We start from the raw sequence: 18,647 nt of genomic DNA, 5'->3' as shown, positions 1-18,647 counted from the left end.
GCCGCCGTACCCAGCGAGAAGGTGATAAGAATCGCGGTCCAGTAAAACGCTTCACGTTTCAGGGTGATGATACTGTGGATCGATAACGTCCTCTCTTTCGCATACCAGACGCCGAAAACGACTAACAACATCACCGCGAAGACGCCGGTGGAGAGCGCCAGCGGCACGCCGAAATGGTCTGTCAGGTTGTCAGTGACCAGGGTGCCGAAAACGCTGATGAGCAGCACCGTTGACCAGTACAGCACCGGAATATAGCGATCGGAGCGCATCTGGAAGAACAGGACCACCACGAACAGCAGCCCGGTAAACAGCGATGTATTGGTGAGTCCCCAACCCATATTCATGTTCAGGAAGTCGGCGGCGGTTTCGCCTACGGTGGTGGACATCATTTTGATGAGCCAGAACAGGAGCGTAACTTCAGGCACCTTGTTCAGTGAAAAGGTCGATGGCGTTTTTACTGTCGATAGCATGTTTCCTGCCTCAGGCGTCGTTGTGCCAGTAAATTCAGTGTGCGTCACGCGGGACGCGTCGTTGTGTGGGTTGAATTTACCTGGGGAAACTTAGGGGGGACTTAGGAGGGGGAGATTTTGTATGTAAGTTAAGATGGTTTTGGGCTCTTTACAGAGCGATTAACTTATTTAAAGAACAGGTTCAACGAATATCGAGATATTCAAGTTTAAAGTTGTTTGCTGCAATGAATTTACATTTGTTTACAAAAACTCACTTTTCATACATATTTTGTATGTGCAATAGTCATACCGCACTTTTTGCTAAAAACAATAAAAGAGGGATTTTATGGCAGATATTAGAGAATTAAGTTTTGATGAAATAGCATCAGTTAGCGGTGGTAGTGCTAATGGGCAAAATGCATCAGACCGTAACTTTGGTCGTACGGCCAGCACCAACTACGGCGGTCAGGCAAATGGTTATCAGCCTAACATTTCAGCCGGCATAACGGGTGCCAACATGTACAATGACCTGACTAGTAATTGCGGCCTGGCTTTGGTTGGCGGAACCGCAGGGCTGGCTAATGCGGCAGCGTCCAGAAGCGTAACAGGCGCAGTCTCATCTATTGCAGGTATTATTGCTGGTTGCCGTCCTGATTCCAGTTCTAACTCCAAAAGTGGCCCTCCATTTCATTAATGGTGCATATATGTGTATAGGGAAATGCCTTCATACAACTCTGAGTATTATTCTCGGTGCATTAATTACTTACTATACCGTTGTGATGCTAAATCAGATAGAGGCGATTACCTTAATGCAAAAATTGGTAAAAACATTATCCATTTTTAGCATCATATATACATGTGGAAAGCTAATTCCACATTTGTTAGTGAAAGTTTTTTGGGGGGCGAAAGTCATTTTTTTTCGTATGTCAAAGTCCCAATCAAAAACGGAACCTTTTAATTAAAAAATGTTGCACTCTTTGATCGGGGTGCAACATTTAATTATTACCACTTTGTTTGTATTGATGTTTTTTCTGCGAATAATTTCAATATTTATTTAGAGATTTTACTTGATAGGGATGAATGATGTATTCTGAAGTTGAAACTACGTTTCTCCATAAGAAAAAAATTTCGTTTTTTTTAGCTACCTCATTTGTTTTGTCAGTGGTGTTTACGTCCATACCATTGTTTATCATGAAGTATGTATCCATTGAAACATCATTGATGATAATGTTTTTTATAGAGTTTTCATTTGGTGTTTCTGTATACATGGTCATCTTGCGCCATTTCCCCCATTACAAGATTATCCCTGAACGTAATCCTGAATTCATAAAAAAAACACTTATTCTGTTCATCCTTATAACACTCATTCAAACTGCAGTATTTTTATACAATATAAGAACCTTCCAAACTCAGGTAGTTAATTTAGATTTTTTAACATTGATAAGCTTGGTTTTCATAATTCCATTTTATGAAGAGATTTTTTACAGAGGATGTTTATTTGGGTTTGTATGCTCAATCTATAATAAAAATCTTATACTTCCTGGTATCATTTCTTCATTGACATTCTGCTTAATGCATACCCAATATTTTTCATTTTTGTATCAGGCGATACTATTTACCATTTCATCCATGTTGATTTACATCAGAATTAAGACAAAAAGTCTCTTCTACCCAATTATCCTGCACTCAGGAATGAATGCGTTTGTTGTTTTATTAAATGCGCAGAGTTTTTATAGATAATGGATATATTCAGAAAGGAATCTGTAGAGCACCAGAATGACACCACACACGGTGATATCATCATTCCGTCATCTTTTGGCATGTCCTTCAGCGCAGTTGCAACAATTGTTTTGTCCCTGAGTATTGCATTGTTTATTTATTATGGGAGTTATACCCGTAAGGCACATCTCTCTGGCATTGTAATGCCCTCATCCGGATTAATAAAAATAACCCCGCAATATACCGGATACGTCACCAGGCTTACGGCTTCAGAAGGTCAGCACGTCTCTTCCGGGGAATCTCTTTACCACATCAGCGGTGAACATTATAACGGACAGGGGGCGGGGACGTTGGCGGCCATGAGTCTGTCTCTCAGGACACAGTATGCCATGCTGACCTCCCAGCAAACGCTGGAATCGCGCGACAATCAGCAGCAACAGGAGGCTGTGCGGCAGAGAATTGCCTCTCTTCAGCCACAAATGAAAAGTGCAGAGCAACGTCTGTTACTTGCTGAACGTCAGGTTGGGCTGACCACATCCGTCATGGGCCGCTATAAGAAACTGGCCGGTACGCATTACGTATCAGATATCGAATACCAGCAGAAACAAATCGATGTTTCAACGGCACAGCAAAACGTCGAGGATCAGCGACAGGGGCTTTTGCAGTTGCATACCGCAATGGAGACCGCTGAAGACGATCTTAACCATCTCATCGTCCAGGGAGAAAGCCGCAGGGCTGAACTGGACAGGCAGTTGCAGGGGATCAGGCAACAGCAGGATGAGCTGGCGGGACAGGAAAATTTCACCCTCACCGCACCGGTATCCGGTACTGTTGCGGCGGTGCTTGTCAGGCAGGGGCAGTCCGTCAGAGCGCTGGAGCCAGTCATGACACTGGTGCCCGATAATGCACGTCTGCAGGTAGAGCTCTATGCCACCAGTCAGAATGCCGGTTTCATTCAGCCGGGGCAGCGTGTAGCACTCCGGTTCTCCGCCTTCCCTTACCAGAAATTTGGTGTTCAGTACGGAACTATCCGCGAAATCAGCCGCACAACGCTGACTCCTTCGGATTTACTTTCAGTATCTCCCGTGACCTGGCAGGAAAATGAAGGTCACTACCGCGTCATCGTCGAGCCTGAAAATACCTTTATCCTGGCGTATGGCAAAAAAGAACCCCTGCGTCCCGGCATGACCCTTGAGGGTGATGTCAGCCTGGATACCCGCCATCTGTGGGAGTGGCTGACTGAGCCACTCTGGAGTCTGAAAGGAAAACTGTAATGGAATCACTGAAATGGACAGGGAGAAAGCAGCTTCCCGTTATCCGGCAGACAGAGTCTGCGGAATGTGGTCTGGCGTGCCTGGCGATGATGGCCTGCTGGCATGGTCTGCAGACGGACTTACCCACACTGCGCGAACGTTTCAGTATCAGCACTCAGGGAATGACTCTGCAGAAGTTGATTGAGTGTGCAGCCGGTATCCGCCTGTCCTCCCGCGCAGTCCGGCTGGAGCCTGAGGACCTGAAATCCCTTTCTCTCCCATGCATTCTCCACTGGAACATGAATCATTTCGTCGTGCTCCATAAAGTTCGCGGGCGCAGGCTGGTTATCCACGACCCGGACAGAGGGAAGGTAACACTCTCCCTGCTGGATGCAGGAAAACACTTCACCGGTGTCGCACTGGAGCTGACGCCAGCCGGTGATTTCATCGCCCGGGATGAAAGGAAGAAAATCCGTCTACGTCAGCTGACAGGTAAGACTCCCGGCCTGTTGCCAGCCATGTCGCGCATTATTGTTTTTGCTCTGGCACTGGAGCTCCTGGCGCTGGGGAGTCCTCTCCTCAACCAACTGGTGATCGATGAAGTTCTGGTAGCCGCCGATCGAAGCCTGTTGACCGTCATTATTATTGCACTGCTGCTGTTATCATTGACCCAGATGCTGCTGTCGCTGGCCCGCCAGTGGGCCACTATCACTTTGTCCGTCAATTTTAATATGCAGTGGACAGCCCGGGTTTTCCATCATCTGATGCGTCTCCCGTTGGCCTGGTTTGACGCACGTAGTAAGGGAAGTATTAATGCCCGTTTTGAGGCCGTGGATACTATTCAACAGGCGCTGACCACGCAGGTGCTGGAAGGTATTCTGGATGTGCTGCTCGTGGTGACCGCACTCGGAATGATGTTGTTGTACAGCCCGGAAATGACGCTGATAGCCATACTGGCTGCTCTTATCTACGGTGTGCTTCGGGCTCTGTGGTACCCGTCCCTGCGACAGTCTGCAGAAGATGCCTGGGATGCAGGCGCCAGGGAATCCGGGCATTTTCTTGAAACCCTCAACGGGATCATGAGTCTGAGAATTAACGGCGTGATAGCGCACCGTGAAGCTGCCTGGCTGAATCTCAACGTCACCCGCAGGAATACGCAGTTACGGCAGAGTCGTCTGCTGATGTGTTATGACATTGCACACACCTTGACTGGTAGTGTGGTATCGGCGGTTATCTTGTGGAAAGGTGCTGGCGAGGTACTGAATGGCACCTTCACCGTTGGTATGCTGGTTGCTTATCTGTCCTACCAGATGCGTTTTTCATCCAGTATCAGCAGCCTGACCGACAAGTTTTTTTCCTGGCGTATGCTCGATGTCTATAACGAGCGTCTGGCCGATATTGTGCTGGCGCCCACAGAAGGTCATCAGCAACAGCCCTTACGGGAAGATAACAGCACACCGTTCATGCCCACCGCATTCCCGGGGGCTCTGGCTGAAGATGCTCACCCCCCGTTATCGCTTGAACATATTATCTTCAGCCACAAGGGGGGGAATAAACCAATAATCAGCGGGGTATCGCTGACACTGCATCCTGGTGAAGTGGTTGCCATTACCGGTAAATCCGGATGCGGTAAATCGACGCTGGTGAAACTTATTCTGGGTATTCATCTCCCCGATGAGGGAACGATCAGGACATTTGGCATACCGCATGCGCACCCGGATTATTATCAGGTACGTCAGCGAATTGGCACTGTACTGCAGGAAGACCACCTTTTCCGCGGCTCTGTTGCAGATAACATCATATTCTTTAGTGAAGATCGCAATAATGAGCGCATGATCCAGTGCGCCAGGCTGGCGCTCATTGATAGCGATATTATGGCAATGCCGATGGGGTATCAGACGCTGATCGGTGAAACAGGTGGAGGGCTTTCCGGAGGGCAAAAGCAGCGCATTCTGCTGGCAAGGGCGCTGTACAAGAAACCGGGATTTCTGTTACTGGATGAAGCGACCAGCCATCTTGATGTGGAGAGTGAAATCAAGATAAGCCAGACACTACGTCAGCTGGGGCTTCCGGTAGTGCTGATTGCCCATCGCCCGGAAACTATTGCATCTGCAGATCGGGTTCTGTATTTGGCCGAGGGATATTTTACGGAATTGCAACGTCAGCAAAATCCAGTCTTAGCGTACTAAACCCACTTACGACAGCCTCGAAAGCTGCGTTTCTCCCTCCGCCATCGACAGCTGGTAGAGCGTAAACCGGGTGTGCTTTTCGATAAGCGACGCCAGCTCCGGGGAAGGTCCGGTCATAAGAGGTTATTTGCTCAGCTTACGCCACGGCAACATGCGAAATAAGGTGTTATCGCGCATGACATAGTGGTGGAACAGGGCCGCCGCCGCGTGCAGGCCGACGACAAAATACCCGGTATTGGCGATAAGCTCGTGAATATCCTTCAGGTTATGCTGAATATCCGGGTGCGGTGAAGCATCTACAGGCATTGAAAAGCCAAAGAAGGACCACTCCACCTGGCCGAAATACAGCGACAGCACCCCCAGTACCGGCAACGCGAGAAACATCAGGTACAAAATACCGTGGAGAGCTTTGGAAGCCATTATCTGCCAGCGTGGCGGCGTCGGGATAATATCCGGGTCGCGGTGGGTTATTTTAAGCGCGATACGCCCCACCATCAGCACCAGCACGCTCAGACCTGCCGTATAGTGAATCAGCGTCATCGTTTCCCGGGAGGGGGTGCCTTTGACGGCGAAGCCCTTAAGCTCCATCGCGGCATAAGTCACGACGACCAGAAGAAAAACCAGCCAGTGAAAGCAGATTTGCCCGCGCGAAAACGTGTTGTTCATGAATGTATCCTCGACACCTGTTCTTTATAGGTTATATACCCGTCATACTTCAAGTTGCATGTGCGTTGGCTTTCCTCGCTCACCCCAGTCACTTACTTGAGTAAGCTCCTGGGGATTCGCTGCGTCGCCGCGTTACTCGGCCTGTGGCCTCGCCCCTTCGGGGCCAGCGCAAGCGCTGTTCAAGGCACGAGTGCCTTGTCCTGCAACTCGAATTATTTAGGGTATAGGTGAAAAATCTTAAGCCGACATTAACGCCGACAGAAATACGCCTGATGATTAAACTGATCATAAATAAATCGAAAAAATAAAAGCGAAATGTACATGAGTGAATTATATTAGCCTCCATTGTTTTTTAGTAATAATTTCTTAAGAGCTTTTATGGAAAATAACGGAAATAAGCACAATGATAACGAATATCATAATCGTTCATTGGCGGCACGAAAAAGTACGCTGGTGAGCGTGGTGGTAAACGTTTTTTTATCATTCTTTCAGATAATGATGGGCTTTTTTTCCAGCTCGCAGGGGTTAATTGCCGATGGTATTCATTCGCTTTCTGATTTAGCGGCTGATTTTGTGGTATTAACCGCCAATAAAAAAAGCCGTAAACCGTCCGACAGCGATCATCATTATGGCCACGGTCGTTATGAAAACGGCGGTTCGTTAATTATTGGCGCTATTTTGTTTTTCGTCGGCGCGGGCATGGTGTGGTCGGCGGGCGGTAAACTCCTGCATCCGCAGACCATTCCCGACGTGCATATCGCGGCGCTGTGGATGGCGCTGATTGCGCTGGTGGCGAAAGAGTTGCTGTTCCGCTACATGCTGGCGGTGGCGAAGCGTATTCAGTCATCGCTGCTTATCGCTAACGCCTGGCATGCGCGCTCGGATGCAGCGTCGTCGGTGGTGGTGGCGGTGGGGATCGTCGGCAACCTGCTCGGCTACCCGTGGCTCGACCCGGTGGCGGCCATGGTGGTCGGCGTGCTCATCGCCCGTATGGGCTACGCCTTCGCCGCCGATGCGCTCCACGACCTGATGGACCGTTCGGCCGATGCCGACGCAGAAGCAGAGATTAAAGCCACCATCCTCGCCATTCCCGGCGTGGCGGGACTGCACGACATGAAGACCCGCAAGATGGGCGACATGATCTTAGTGGATGTGCATATCGAGGTGAACGGTGAACTCTCCGTGCGCGAAGGGCATGATATCGCCGTCGCAGTCAGGGAGGCGGTGATGAAGCGCAACAGCGTGCTGGATGTGATGACCCACATCGACCCGTATCAGGGGGAAGGCGTTCCCGTTTGCTGATCGTGATGTGTGTTATATAAAGAAGGGTGGCTGAGACGGCACCCTCCTTTTTGGCGTTATCGTTTTAAGACAAAACAATCCGCTTTTACATGTTGATTAATATAGTCATTGAGCCCCTCACCGCGGCGGGCGAGTTTTTGCATCTCAGCGACGGTCGCACTTCCCGGATGGGAGGCGTTATATAAATAGACCGAACTATTTTTAAAGTATACCGTGATTGAATCTTGCGCTATTTCATAACCTTTTACGCCAGAAGTGCCCTTCTTGTTTGCATATATTTCCATTGGTGCGTTTCCCTTATGTGTATTACGCGGCATAAGAAAAATACTCGTGAAGCGGAAATAATGCTGTGATCGGCGTAGCGATACTGGATTGGGGATACCGCTGATTTTGGCAGTTGTTCGGTTTTACCGAACAACTGCCTTGAGCACGTGTTAACGTATCTTTCTAAAATAATCGGATCTGACATGCCGTTGAATATAGGTGTCTAACCCCATGCCAATACGGGCAAGTCGCTGCATTTCAGCAACGGCCTCCGCACCGGGTTTTTCCGCGTTATACAGATAGGTTGAGCGATCGTTGAAAATGATTTCAATCGCGTCTTCAGAAATTTCGTACCTCATTACCCCGGAATGACCGCTGAGGTTGGCATATTGTTCCACTATCAACTTTCCTTTTTTGCAGCGAATAGCCTAAGGAACATACTATACGGGATGAGCTATAAAATGTGATCCATGTCACATTTTTAATGGCGATCATAACGGGATAATTAGATGTATTTATATCAAATAACAACGAGTTAAGTAGATTTAATAAGTGGGTGGAATTAGGGCGATTTACCGCGCTGATGCTTCGGGATTTCCGTTGGTTATGCTATCGGGTGATCGTGTGTAGGCCGGATAAGCAAAGCGCCATCCGGCGTTTTTCTGGGCGGGTTAAACGTTATTGACTTCGCCACGCTGGCGTGACTTTTTTTAGCCAGTGGTCCACGCTGACATATCGTCCTCCGCCGTAAACCAACAGAACCAACAACATAATGAAATAGGTGGCTGAAAATTCGATACCATTATTCAAAATCACCGGGTCGCCAAACTGGGTGATGTAATTGTAACGCCCGGGGAAATTTTCCATCAGCCACTGCAGGAAAGCCACCATACGCTTGCTGGATTCCATACTGTTGCTGGCGATAGCCAGCCAGCCATGGGACCAGTGCACCATCAGACTGGCGACGCTCATGACGACAATCATCGGGATGGCGATAATGCGGGTAAATAAACCCAGCGTGATACAGATAAGCCCCAGCACTTCCGTGGACGTGGCCAGAAAGGCGAATAGCCAGGGAAACGGCAGGCCGAGGCCGCCTTCTGCGGTGGATTGTGCAAACCAGGCAACGGTGCCACTGAAACCCAGCACCTTAGAATGCGCGCCTGCGAAAATGACAGGAATTAAATAGAGACGAATAAGCAGTAGCGCAATGAAATCCGCTTTCATTACCCTGGAGACAACGAATTTGTAACCTGAGATCAATTTTGCCAGCATAATATTATCCCCTGTACTTTAGTGACAACAGTTCATCGTTATTGTTGGCTTCCAGCCATAAATGCAAAGATAATTCGGGAAAACAGCGTGCGACGTGCTTGTGCAATTGCTCCAGACTCACCGCCACGGTCTGATTATTCAGTTCCGATAACAGCTGAGCATCGGTCTGATGGAGTCTTTTCTGATAAATGTCATGATTGTGTTTACGGTAGATGGCGTAATAATGCTGAAGCGGTATCTCCTCATCACAGGGTTCTCCTTCTTTTAGCCGGAAGGGTAAAGCGATTATCTTCAGCGTCGGGTTAGGTATCACTTCGACATGATTTAACCGATCGGTTTGTGGTTTTATCGGCTGTGGGAAAGGAACCTCGCCATCGTCAATTTCAACCGCATAGGTCAGCCATTCATATTCCACCAACGCCAGGTCGTACGGTGATAACGGCTCTTTCTCACGCAAGAAAAGTAACAGCTCCGTCGCTATCTGATGAAACTCAGGCTGAGTGGCGTGGTGCTGATTAACAAACCTGTCGACCAGTGGAAAAATAGCGGACTTATCCCGTTTGCCGCAAAACAGCGGGAAAACCGTCTGCAAGACGTCGCTAATATTTTCTCTGATGATTTTGCGGTACAGCGTCATGCCGCAGGAACAGGACTCATCAGCAGTGCCGCTGGCGCGAAGTTGGGCTGAAAATTCTACCTGTGCGGCAGCCAGTGACGCGGGGACTCCAGGTGCTAAACTCACATATCCTCCTTATTACGCAATATATGCCCGGATGCCAGCCAGTTCCTCACAGAGGTCATCCAGAGGCGGCACGTTGTTATCACGCTCCAGCAGTAACGGCCTGGCGCCGTGCAGGTAAAACGTCTGCTTTGCCAGCTTCATCACCTCTTCCAGCACTGGCATACCGTGTGTATCAAGTCGGAACACTTGATCCTCCAGGTGACCGGCGATGTGGTAATACACAATCGAGTGACCAGGAATGCTGCGAATATAATCAAACGCATCAAAATGATGATTAAAGGCATTCACATAGACATTATTAATATCCAGTACCATACCGCAGCCGCTGCGCTGCAATAACTCACCCCAGAATTCCGCCTCCGGCATCTCACCCGTGTAGCGGTGATAAGAGGATATATTTTCCAGAACCAGCTGACGGCCCAGCAGGTTCTGGACTCTGTCGATACGCTGCGTCAGATAGGTCAGCGCCTCGGCAAACCTCGGGACTGGCAGTAAATCGTAGAGATACCCCTGCAGGTCCCGGGAAAAACAGAGATGATCGCTGTAAATATCGATGCTGTATTCATCCAGAAAACGACGTACGTCGTTAATGTACGTTTCGTTTAACGGACACATATCACCGATTGACAGGCTCAGGCTGTGGGAAATTAACAGATATTTTTTTCTTATCTCCGCTAAATATTCCTTTTTGGCGCCGCCTGTATTCATCCAGTTATCGGGAGCCAGTTCGAGAAAATCTATATCCTGGCGTTTTGGCTGCTGTAACAGTTGCGGGATATGTTCATTACGCAACCCGATACCGGCACTGTCCTGGGCTATTTCCCGCATACGCCACTGGTGCATTTCCCGTCCTCTATCTGTTGAAGGGATGCCTGTTGATTGATACCTTCACCGGTCAGGCCACATTTTCCATCGCGGGCGCGCACCAGCTGGTATTGTGGGTCATGATTCAGACTGGCCTGGCCGTATATCTTTTCCGTACCGCATTTACCACTGGCGCATTTACCGCTGCTGGTTGGGGCTTTATTTACGGGGTTGCTCGTTTCGTGAGAGGCATCCTCAGCAGAAACCGGCGCAACAATCCCTGCGATTAGCATTGAGCCCACCGTGATTGACAAGACAATTTTGTTTTTCACTGATTATTCCTTCTCATTGGCTAATGAAATCGGGAAACAAGAGAGGTCACGACTGGAATAAACTTTCCCGTGGTAGTATTGCTTAACGATATCGACGGATTGATCTTTCAGGCGCAGACCTTTGCCCATGAAGTGGTTTAACACCAGCACCTTCGGATTGATTTCAGCAGCAACCTTACCCACCACGTCCGGGTCGGCGTGAATGAATTTCGATGCGGTATCGGCTTCTTCATCAATCGCCAATGGCATTACCAGAATATCGGCACCTTTAGCAAAATTGACAAAGGCGTTATTGCTGCCATTTTGGTCTGCGGAGATCACCATCGTGCCCTTAGCGGTTTCGATACGGAATGCAAGGCAAGGAACATCACCGTGTGGGATACCTAATGCAGTGACTTTCGTTTCTGTATCCTGATAAACCAACTGCGGTTCTTTGGCGGTGTAGTCAATATCCTTAACGTGACTTTCCAGCTGCAATCCATCGGTGGCGTTATACAGACCATTCAGATAGGAATATGCACCGCCTTCTTTTTTAAACAGGTCATGGAAATATTGCGTCATGGACGGGAATGCGCCACCGCCTGTCGGCCCTGCCAGGTCAATCACCTCTTTTTTCTGCAGAAAATAACCGCCTTTAAGGATCGCGGCCAGGTCGGAAACATGGTCGGTGTGGAAGTGAGTAATACCGATGAGTTTGAGATTTTCCAGCCGGGCGCCTGACTGACCAAAGCGCAGGAAAATTCCGCCGCCCGCATCAATCAGAATGGCGGATTTGCCATTCAGCCAGATGACTTCTCCGGAGGAGGCTCGCTGGTCATCGGTGATAGGCCCACCTGTACCGAGGGTTTGCAGGGTGAAATCTTTATTTTTGCACTGAAGACCATCAGCCAGCGCACTGGCAGAAAAAACCAGTGAAAATGACAGCAGAACTACCTTATTGAAACGCATTTTCATAAGAATGATTTTCCTGAAAATTAAAGCGAGGGCGCTTCTGCCCTGCGGCGTTAACATTAAGGAAAAAACATTACAACATCGAAATAACACAACAAAACGGATAATTTATGTAACTTCTACCACTTTTACAGGTAAAAGGGGCAATGAGAGAGGGGCGCAGTAAACAATACGATTGATCAGTGGTGTTGTAGGCCGGATAAGCAACGCGCCATCCGGCGTTATTCTGACGCTCCGGTCAGGCGTTTATTGCGCGCCTGCCAGCGTGTTCTCAATTCGTATTAGCTTCGCCTGCGCGTGTTTGAAATCGTCCAGCAGCTTCTGTTCTTGCTCGCTGTACGCCACCAGAACGATGCACCCTTTCATCACTTTGACGGTTAGCTGATGCCCGATATCAAAGCCCGCAGCGCGCAGCCATTTGCCTGAAAGGATAATATTGGGCGTGGTTCGGTCGCGAACTTTCGGGCGATACCCCACAATTAGCGAGCGCTCGGTTCCGGTTTCGTCGGCGTCTGGGGTAGAATGCGGATCAGCCATAATCAACTCCTTGATAGTTGGTGAGGTTAGACGCTCCGCTCGTGTTGCTGCACATCGGAGCGTTGCCAGTACAGGAGGTTTAGGTGGCCTCCTATGTGTGTCAGAGTAGATGGATAGGTGGCCTCATGTCAATCATATCGCGCGAAAAAAAACCAAAAGGCGGCGGTCAGTCACCGCAGTTCAAAATGCGTATTGATCCGGCATTGAAGGAGCAACTGGATGCTGTTGCGGCAGAGGAAGGGGTGAGTCTTGCTAGTTGGTTGAAGGAGTTGGCGAGAGAAGCTCTGAGAAAAAAAGGTTTTGAACCAAAAGGGTGAGTTATTGCTTTCATAAATTTAATAAGCTGTAAACAATTTAAATAGCGAATTAAAAGGATGTTTTATGACACGCACGGCAAATCAACTTAAATTGTTAGAAGCACTTAGACGAAATGAATTAAATAGAATTAAGTTTACACCATTAGATCTAGCAAATGAAACGGGATACACAGAAAATAGTATAAGAAAATATATAAATGAAAAGCTGAATGGCAAATATGTATATAGTACTGATGGGAAAGTTTGGCAGTGTGAAGGAGTTCAAAAAATATCTAATGATGACTTTATACTGTTAATGTCTCAATCATTGAAAGCTAAAAAATTTACACCAGATGTAAAAATATATAGATCGCTACTGAAAAGAAGTTTAGATGCATTTATACTGTCTTTGGAAGTCTATAATAGACCAAGTTTAGATAATCGCGTTGAAGCATTCTGTATTTTATCAGTGAATGCTTGGGAGTTGTTGTTGAAAGCAGAACTCATTAAATATGTAGGGATGAATTCTGTTTTTAATAAGAATGGATATTCTATTAGTATTTCTGAAGCTATCAATAAGCGTTTACAGCAAAACGATCCGGTTAAAAAAAATCTGGATACGTTAATTGAGCTTAGGGATGGAGCGATACATCTACTTCTACCAGAATTGCAACCAGAGTTATCGCGTCTTTTTCAGGCAAACGTTTTGAATTATCAACAGAGATATTTAAGCGAAACGGGCATGTCTCCGTTGGCTGGACAAAGTGTTGGAATGTTAAGTCTTGTCGTGGATGGACCTAATAGCGATATATCAGCAATAAAAGAAAATTACGGTGAGATGACTGCTAATGTTGCAAAGGAGTTTCTGACTCGATTCTATAATACGGCTAAAGAACAAAATTCTAACTCATTCAGTATTTCTGTTGATTATAGACTGACTTTGACAAAATCTGAAAAAGATAGTGATCTCTCTTTGGGATTAGGCGAAAAGGGTAGTAATGCAATAATCATAAGAGAAACACGAGATCCAGATATAACTCATCCTTATTATCAAGGATCAGCAATTGAGAGAATCAATGAGTTGCAGAAGAATGTAAAAATAACAACATTTTCATTCAGTGCTATAACCCATAAGCATAATATAAAGAAAGCGAAGCGTTCCGAAATGCATTTTGTAATTGATAATCGACATCGCTACTCAGAGAAATTTATACAATGGATAGTTAAGAATATGGAGCAGCCGAAGTGGTTAGATGAATCTATTTTATACTACAAGAAAGTGTTCAGGAAAAAATAATCAAACTTGGCGGAAGATCACAGGAGTTGAACCTGCCCGGGACCGCTGGCGGCCCCAACTGGATTTGAAGTCCAGCCGCCTCACCGGAGACGACGATCTTCCGCGCCTGCATTGCTACATGGAGGCGGGGCGCATTATAGCTACTTTCAGGCATTTACCACATACCCAAGTGTAAAAATTTCACGGTCCCGGAAACAGTATTTCCAGATGTAACAACAGACTCTCGTAAAATCATAGAGTTACCTTTCCCCCGGATTTCCTCCCACCGCGATCACAGAAAACAAGAATCGTAATTCGCTAACCAGAAATCGGAATTTCTTCGTTTGAAACCTTGGTTTAAAACGATGTAACCGGTTTCTGCGCCTGGCGCGCTTAAGGATAACGAACGATGAAAAGTGAAATTCTGTCTGTGAAGGAGAAGATCGGTTACGGCATGGGGGACGCTGCCAGCCACATCATCTTCGATAACGTCATGCTGTATATGATGTTTTTCTATACCGATATTTTTGGTATTCCCGCCGGGTTTGTCGGCACCATGTTCCTGCTGGCGCGCGCGCTGGATGCGATATCCGACCCGTGCATGGGCCTGCTCGCCGACCGCACCCGCAGCCGCTGGGGCAAGTTCCGCCCGTGGATAATCTTTGGCGCCCTGCCGTTTGGCGTGGTGTGCGTGCTGGCCTACAGCTCGCCGGACCTCAGCCATAACGGCAAGCTGATTTACGCGGCGGTCACTTACACGCTGCTGACCCTGCTCTACACCGTGGTGAACATTCCCTACTGCGCGCTTGGCGGCGTCATTACCAACGACCCGACCCAACGCATCTCCCTGCAGTCCTGGCGCTTCGTGCTGGCGACCGCGGGCGGCATGCTGTCTACGGTGCTGATGATGCCGCTGGTGAATCTCATCGGCGGCGAGGATAAAGCCTTCGGCTTCCAGGGCGGGATTGCCGTGCTGTCGGTGGTGGCGTTCCTGATGCTCGCCTTTTGCTTCTTCACCACCAAAGAGCGTATTCAGGTACCGCCAAGCACCACAGCGATGCGCGAAGATCTGCGCGATATCTGGCAGAACGACCAGTGGCGCATCGTCGGCGTGTTGACCATCCTCAACATCCTCGCAGTGTGCGTGCGCGGTGGTGCGATGATGTACTACGCTACCTGGATAATGGGCTCCGCCGGGCTGTTCACCGCCTTCCTCACCACCTATTGCGTCGGCAACCTGATTGGCTCCGCGCTGGCGAAGCCGCTCACCGACTGGAAATGCAAAGTCAGCGTCTTCTGGTGGACCAACGCCGCGCTCACCGTGCTCAGTGCGGCGATGTTCTTCGTGCCGATGCACGCCAGCGTCCTGATGTTCAGCTTTATCTTCGCCATTGGCGTGCTGCACCAGCTGGTGACGCCCATCCAGTGGGTGATGATGTCCGACACCGTCGACTACGGCGAATGGCGCAACGGCAAACGCCTGACCGGCATCAGCTTTGCCGGCACCCTGTTTGTGCTCAAACTCGGGCTGGCGCTCGGCGGCGCGCTGATCGGCTGGCTGCTGGCGGCCGGGGGCTACAGCGCCGCGGCGAGTGTGCAAAACGACACGACGCTGAGCATTATCATCGCCCTGTTTACCCTTGTACCTGCCGTCTGCTACCTGCTCAGCGCCATCATCGCTAAACGCTATTACACCCTGAAAACCCCGTACCTGAAAAAAATCATGGCGGACCTGTCTCAGGGCGCGCGCCGCAACCCGCAGGCATTTGAGCAGGCGCCGGTCAGCAAAGTATTCACGGACTAAAAGGAGCAACAGATGAAAATCAGTGACGGAAACTGGCTCGTTCAGCCAGGTCTGAACCTTATCCACCCGATTCAGGTGTTCGACGTCGAGCAGCAGGGTAACGAGATGGTGGTCCATGCCGCACCGCGTGATGTGCGCGAGCGCGCCTGGCAGTTGGATACCCCGCTGTTTACGCTGCGCTTTTTCTCGCCGCAGGAGGGCATCGTCGGCGTACGCATTGAGCACTTCCTGGGCGGTGTTGATAACGGTCCGCGCTACCCGCTCAATGTGCAGCAGCACGTGCCTGTCGAGATGCAAAACACGGAAGACTTCGCCGAGTTAAAAAGCGGGAGCTTAAGCGTGCGGGTCAGCAAAGGCGAAAGCTGGGCGCTCGATATTCTGCGCGATGGCGTGCGCATTACCGGCAGCCAGGTAAAAAACAACGGCTACGTACAGGATGCGAACAGCGCGCGCAACTTTATGTTTGAGCGCCTTGATCTCGGCGTTGGGGAAACGGTGTACGGCCTGGGCGAGCGCTTTACCGCGCTGGTGCGTAACGGCCAGACGGTGGAGACCTGGAACCGCGACGGCGGCACCAGTACCGAGCAGTCCTACAAAAATATCCCGTTTTACCTCACCAACCGCGGCTACGGCGTGCTGGTGAACCACCCGGAAAACGTGTCGTTTGAAATCGGCTCGGAGAAGGTCTCCAAAGTGCAGTTCAGCGTCGAGGGCGAATATCTGGAATATTTCGTGATCGACGGCCCGACGCCGAAAGCGGTGCTTGACCGCTACACGCGCTTTACCGGCCGCCCGGCGCTGCCGCCAGCGTGGTCCTTCGGGTTGTGGCTCACCACCTCGTTTACCACCAACTACGACGAAGCGACGGTGAATCGCTTTATCGACGGCATGGCCGAACGCGACCTGCCGCTGCACGTGTTCCATTTCGACTGTTTCTGGATGAAGGCCTTCCAGTGGTGCGATTTCGAGTGGGACCCGGTGACCTTCCCGGACCCGGCGGGCATGATCAAACGGCTGAAGGCCAAAGGGTTGAAAATCTGCGTGTGGATAAACCCCTATATCGGCCAAAAATCGCCGGTATTCAAAGAACTTAAAGACAAAGGCTACCTGCTTAAACGCCCGGATGGTTCCCTGTGGCAGTGGGATAAATGGCAGCCGGGCCTGGCGATCTACGATTTTACCAACCCGGACGCCTGCGCGTGGTATGCCAGCAAGCTGAAAGGTCTGGTGGAGATCGGTGTTGACTGCTTTAAGACCGATTTCGGCGAGCGCATCCCGACCGATGTGCAGTGGTTCGACGGCGCCGATCCGCAGAAAATGCACAACCACTATGCGTACATCTACAACGAACTGGTGTGGAACGTGCTGAAAGAGACCGTGGGAGAGCAGGAGGCGGTGCTGTTTGCCCGCTCGGCTTCCGTTGGCGCGCAGCAGTTCCCGGTACACTGGGGCGGCGACTGCTACGCCAACTACGAATCCATGGCGGAAAGTCTGCGCGGCGGGTTGTCGATTGGGTTGTCGGGTTTTGGTTTCTGGAGCCACGATATCGGCGGTTTCGAAAACACCGCTCCCGCGCATGTGTACAAACGCTGGTGCGCCTTCGGGTTGCTGTCGAGCCACAGCCGCTTGCACGGCAGTAAATCCTACCGCGTGCCGTGGGCGTACGATGAAGAATCCTGCGATGTGGTGCGGCATTTCACCGAACTGAAATGCCGGATGATGCCGTACCTGTACCGCCAGGCGGTGCTGGCGAATACCTGCGGCACGCCAATGCTACGGGCGATGATGCTGGAGTTCCCGGACGACCCGACGTGCGACTACCTCGACCGTCAGTACATGCTCGGCGACGCGGTGCTGGTCGCGCCAGTGTTCTCTGAAGCGGGCGACGTGCAGTTTTACCTGCCGGAAGGCCGCTGGACGCACCTGTGGCGCAACGACGAGCAGCAGGGTAGCCGTTGGCTGAAACAGCGGCATGACGTCATGAGCCTGCCGGTGTACGTGCGCGACAACACGCTGCTGGCGCTGGGCAATAACCGTCAAAAACCGGACTACGCGTGGAACGACGGTACGGCTTTCCAGCTGTTTAACCTGAGCGATGGCGTAACGGCGGTCAGTGAAGTGCCTGGGGCGCAGGGGGCTGTGGTGTTCACCCTCAGGGCCACGCGCACGGGCGATACTGTATGCATTCACGGCGAGGGCGAGGCGCGAAACTGGTCGGTCTGCTTGCGTAACGTGCCGCAGGTCAGCAGCGTGACCGGCGGCTCACAGGCGGGGAGCGAGTGGGGCGTGGTGGTGACAGCCGAGGGAAATGAGGTGGTGATTCACCTCTGACCCTCTGGCTTACTCTCTCTCTCAGGGCTGAGGCGAGGATGGAACAGACGGCGCTGTCGCAGGCGATGGCGCCGTCGATACCACTCCGCCCGCCATTGTCTGCGTCACTTCCTGTTTATCCATATTTACCGCATGCAGTTTGCCGCTCACCGTGGGCTTCAACGGCGCGTCCGCCTGCACGTTGCCGCTGGCGGACAGCTGGAAATTACCGTCGCCCATCACCGGTAGCGCGGGCCATCCCCACTGCTCAAGGATATTGAGCGGTACGCCGCGGCCGTTCAGGTTTATCGCTATCTGGCGCTGCGGCTGTTGGGACACCGCCGCTGCGGCTTCCAGAATGCCCTTTTCGGTAAAGGCGCTCAGCTCGCTGATGCTGACGGTGTTGGGGTTCGCCGTCAGTTTCAATGACGGGCGGCGGACGTCCACGCGGTTAAAGGTGGCTGCCGCGCCGTTCAGC

19 protein-coding genes, 1 tRNA gene and 3 pseudogenes are annotated in these 18,647 nt (G+C 50.4%); 9 read left to right on the top strand and 14 right to left on the bottom strand.

The features are described 5' to 3' along the window. A pseudogene (locus JO226_RS18505) lies at positions 1 to 470 on the bottom strand (hypothetical protein); the annotation flags it as partial. Positions 471 to 795: 325 nt separating this feature from the next. Here JO226_RS18505 and JO226_RS18500 point away from each other — a divergent pair. After that, the gene (locus JO226_RS18500; RefSeq protein ID WP_293641224.1) at positions 796 to 1,143 is read left to right on the top strand and encodes a hypothetical protein; all 348 of its coding nucleotides are present in this window, start codon (positions 796 to 798) and stop codon (positions 1,141 to 1,143) included. 349 nt (positions 1,144 to 1,492) lie between these two features. On the opposite strand, the gene JO226_RS18495 is transcribed toward JO226_RS18500, so the two are convergent. Continuing rightward, positions 1,493 to 1,723 (bottom strand): hypothetical protein, encoded by a 231-nt coding sequence (locus tag JO226_RS18495; RefSeq protein ID WP_293641222.1) that lies wholly within the window; start codon positions 1,721 to 1,723, stop codon positions 1,493 to 1,495. Here JO226_RS18495 and JO226_RS23360 point away from each other — a divergent pair. The 3 genes from JO226_RS23360 to JO226_RS18485 are packed head-to-tail and all read left to right on the top strand — an operon-like array spanning position 1,641 to position 5,610. Further along, positions 1,641 to 2,189: a lysostaphin resistance A-like protein gene (locus JO226_RS23360; RefSeq protein ID WP_367273565.1), complete on the top strand. Its 549-nt coding sequence runs from the start codon at positions 1,641 to 1,643 to the stop codon at positions 2,187 to 2,189. The genes JO226_RS18495 and JO226_RS23360 overlap by 83 nt on opposite strands. Beyond that, positions 2,189 to 3,442, top strand: coding sequence for an HlyD family secretion protein (locus JO226_RS18490; RefSeq protein WP_293641220.1), 1,254 nt, complete (start codon positions 2,189 to 2,191; stop codon positions 3,440 to 3,442). Before JO226_RS23360 ends, JO226_RS18490 begins: the two co-directional genes overlap by 1 nt. Continuing rightward, positions 3,442 to 5,610: a peptidase domain-containing ABC transporter gene (locus JO226_RS18485; protein WP_293641217.1), complete on the top strand. Its 2,169-nt coding sequence runs from the start codon at positions 3,442 to 3,444 to the stop codon at positions 5,608 to 5,610. The genes JO226_RS18490 and JO226_RS18485 overlap by 1 nt, the downstream gene beginning before the upstream one ends. 6 nt (positions 5,611 to 5,616) lie before the next feature. Here the strand turns inward: JO226_RS18485 and JO226_RS18480 are convergent. Continuing rightward, positions 5,617 to 5,727, bottom strand: a pseudogene (locus JO226_RS18480) (AAA family ATPase); the annotation flags it as partial. Between the two features lie 6 nt (positions 5,728 to 5,733). Continuing rightward, positions 5,734 to 6,276, bottom strand: a complete 543-nt coding sequence (gene cybB / locus JO226_RS18475; protein ID WP_293641215.1) for a cytochrome b561 — start codon at positions 6,274 to 6,276, stop codon at positions 5,734 to 5,736. Positions 6,277 to 6,654: 378 nt separating this feature from the next. Here cybB and JO226_RS18470 point away from each other — a divergent pair, with 378 nt between their 5' ends. Next, positions 6,655 to 7,578 (top strand): cation diffusion facilitator family transporter, encoded by a 924-nt coding sequence (locus JO226_RS18470; protein ID WP_293641213.1) that lies wholly within the window; start codon positions 6,655 to 6,657, stop codon positions 7,576 to 7,578. Between the two features lie 56 nt (positions 7,579 to 7,634). On the opposite strand, the gene JO226_RS18465 is transcribed toward JO226_RS18470, so the two are convergent. From JO226_RS18465 to JO226_RS18430, 8 genes are all read right to left on the bottom strand, one after another. Continuing rightward, positions 7,635 to 7,862, bottom strand: a complete 228-nt coding sequence (locus JO226_RS18465) for a hypothetical protein (protein ID WP_293641210.1) — start codon at positions 7,860 to 7,862, stop codon at positions 7,635 to 7,637. 150 nt (positions 7,863 to 8,012) lie between these two features. Beyond that, positions 8,013 to 8,240: a hypothetical protein gene (locus tag JO226_RS18460; protein WP_293641207.1), complete on the bottom strand. Its 228-nt coding sequence runs from the start codon at positions 8,238 to 8,240 to the stop codon at positions 8,013 to 8,015. A 280-nt stretch (positions 8,241 to 8,520) separates the two neighbouring features. Further along, positions 8,521 to 9,117 (bottom strand): DoxX family protein, encoded by a 597-nt coding sequence (locus tag JO226_RS18455; RefSeq protein ID WP_293641205.1) that lies wholly within the window; start codon positions 9,115 to 9,117, stop codon positions 8,521 to 8,523. Between the two features lie 4 nt (positions 9,118 to 9,121). After that, positions 9,122 to 9,859 (bottom strand): putative DNA-binding domain-containing protein, encoded by a 738-nt coding sequence (locus JO226_RS18450; RefSeq protein ID WP_293641203.1) that lies wholly within the window; start codon positions 9,857 to 9,859, stop codon positions 9,122 to 9,124. Between the two features lie 12 nt (positions 9,860 to 9,871). Then, positions 9,872 to 10,702: a DUF692 domain-containing protein gene (locus JO226_RS18445; RefSeq protein ID WP_293641201.1), complete on the bottom strand. Its 831-nt coding sequence runs from the start codon at positions 10,700 to 10,702 to the stop codon at positions 9,872 to 9,874. Continuing rightward, the gene (locus JO226_RS18440; protein ID WP_293641199.1) at positions 10,675 to 10,995 is read right to left on the bottom strand and encodes a hypothetical protein; all 321 of its coding nucleotides are present in this window, start codon (positions 10,993 to 10,995) and stop codon (positions 10,675 to 10,677) included. Before JO226_RS18440 ends, JO226_RS18445 begins: the two co-directional genes overlap by 28 nt. Before the next feature lie 3 nt (positions 10,996 to 10,998). Beyond that, the gene (locus tag JO226_RS18435) at positions 10,999 to 11,949 is read right to left on the bottom strand and encodes an MBL fold metallo-hydrolase (RefSeq protein ID WP_293641197.1); all 951 of its coding nucleotides are present in this window, start codon (positions 11,947 to 11,949) and stop codon (positions 10,999 to 11,001) included. A 243-nt stretch (positions 11,950 to 12,192) separates the two neighbouring features. Further along, complete coding sequence (locus tag JO226_RS18430) at positions 12,193 to 12,483, bottom strand: SymE family type I addiction module toxin (RefSeq protein WP_293641195.1); 291 nt, start codon at positions 12,481 to 12,483, stop codon at positions 12,193 to 12,195. Positions 12,484 to 12,608: 125 nt separating this feature from the next. Here JO226_RS18430 and JO226_RS18425 point away from each other — a divergent pair, with 125 nt between their 5' ends. After that, positions 12,609 to 12,800, top strand: a complete 192-nt coding sequence (locus JO226_RS18425) for a toxin-antitoxin system HicB family antitoxin (protein WP_063614481.1) — start codon at positions 12,609 to 12,611, stop codon at positions 12,798 to 12,800. A gap of 64 nt (positions 12,801 to 12,864) precedes the next feature. After that, entirely contained in the window at positions 12,865 to 14,076 is a 1,212-nt protein-coding gene (locus JO226_RS18420) for a DUF3644 domain-containing protein (protein WP_293641189.1), read from the top strand. A 7-nt stretch (positions 14,077 to 14,083) separates the two neighbouring features. Here JO226_RS18420 and JO226_RS18415 read toward each other — a convergent pair. Next, positions 14,084 to 14,178 (bottom strand) — tRNA-Sec (locus JO226_RS18415). A 286-nt stretch (positions 14,179 to 14,464) separates the two neighbouring features. On the opposite strand from JO226_RS18415, the gene JO226_RS18410 reads away from it, so the two are divergent. Together JO226_RS18410 and yicI are read left to right on the top strand one after the other, a co-directional pair. Then, positions 14,465 to 15,859 carry a glycoside-pentoside-hexuronide family transporter gene (locus JO226_RS18410; RefSeq protein ID WP_293641186.1) on the top strand — a complete coding sequence of 465 codons (1,395 nt, stop codon included), beginning with the start codon at positions 14,465 to 14,467 and terminating at the stop codon, positions 15,857 to 15,859. Between the two features lie 12 nt (positions 15,860 to 15,871). Continuing rightward, positions 15,872 to 18,190 (top strand): alpha-xylosidase, encoded by a 2,319-nt coding sequence (yicI, locus tag JO226_RS18405; protein ID WP_293641183.1) that lies wholly within the window; start codon positions 15,872 to 15,874, stop codon positions 18,188 to 18,190. Between the two features lie 21 nt (positions 18,191 to 18,211). Here the strand turns inward: yicI and JO226_RS18400 are convergent. After that, positions 18,212 to 18,647 (bottom strand): annotated as a pseudogene (locus JO226_RS18400) (AsmA family protein); the annotation flags it as partial.

It is taken from the genome of Pluralibacter sp. (assembly GCF_019237635.1).
In the GTDB taxonomy this organism is placed as follows: Bacteria; Pseudomonadota; Gammaproteobacteria; order Enterobacterales; family Enterobacteriaceae; genus Enterobacter_B.
This window is presented reverse-complemented; position numbering and strand designations above follow the sequence as displayed.

Coding starts and splice junctions, on each gene's coding strand:
- cybB (WP_293641215.1), bottom strand. CDS start 6,276: ATGAACAACACGTTTTCGCGCGGGCAAATCTGCTTTCACTGGCTGGTT.
- JO226_RS18455 (WP_293641205.1), bottom strand. CDS start 9,117: ATGCTGGCAAAATTGATCTCAGGTTACAAATTCGTTGTCTCCAGGGTA.
- yicI (WP_293641183.1), top strand. CDS start 15,872: ATGAAAATCAGTGACGGAAACTGGCTCGTTCAGCCAGGTCTGAACCTT.
- JO226_RS18445 (WP_293641201.1), bottom strand. CDS start 10,702: ATGCACCAGTGGCGTATGCGGGAAATAGCCCAGGACAGTGCCGGTATC.
- JO226_RS18470 (WP_293641213.1), top strand. CDS start 6,655: ATGGAAAATAACGGAAATAAGCACAATGATAACGAATATCATAATCGT.
- JO226_RS18490 (WP_293641220.1), top strand. CDS start 2,189: ATGGATATATTCAGAAAGGAATCTGTAGAGCACCAGAATGACACCACA.
- JO226_RS18425 (WP_063614481.1), top strand. CDS start 12,609: ATGTCAATCATATCGCGCGAAAAAAAACCAAAAGGCGGCGGTCAGTCA.
- JO226_RS18410 (WP_293641186.1), top strand. CDS start 14,465: ATGAAAAGTGAAATTCTGTCTGTGAAGGAGAAGATCGGTTACGGCATG.
- JO226_RS18430 (WP_293641195.1), bottom strand. CDS start 12,483: ATGGCTGATCCGCATTCTACCCCAGACGCCGACGAAACCGGAACCGAG.
- JO226_RS18500 (WP_293641224.1), top strand. CDS start 796: ATGGCAGATATTAGAGAATTAAGTTTTGATGAAATAGCATCAGTTAGC.
- JO226_RS18465 (WP_293641210.1), bottom strand. CDS start 7,862: ATGGAAATATATGCAAACAAGAAGGGCACTTCTGGCGTAAAAGGTTAT.
- JO226_RS18495 (WP_293641222.1), bottom strand. CDS start 1,723: ATGACCATGTATACAGAAACACCAAATGAAAACTCTATAAAAAACATT.
- JO226_RS23360 (WP_367273565.1), top strand. CDS start 1,641: ATGAAGTATGTATCCATTGAAACATCATTGATGATAATGTTTTTTATA.
- JO226_RS18420 (WP_293641189.1), top strand. CDS start 12,865: ATGACACGCACGGCAAATCAACTTAAATTGTTAGAAGCACTTAGACGA.
- JO226_RS18485 (WP_293641217.1), top strand. CDS start 3,442: ATGGAATCACTGAAATGGACAGGGAGAAAGCAGCTTCCCGTTATCCGG.
- JO226_RS18435 (WP_293641197.1), bottom strand. CDS start 11,949: ATGAAAATGCGTTTCAATAAGGTAGTTCTGCTGTCATTTTCACTGGTT.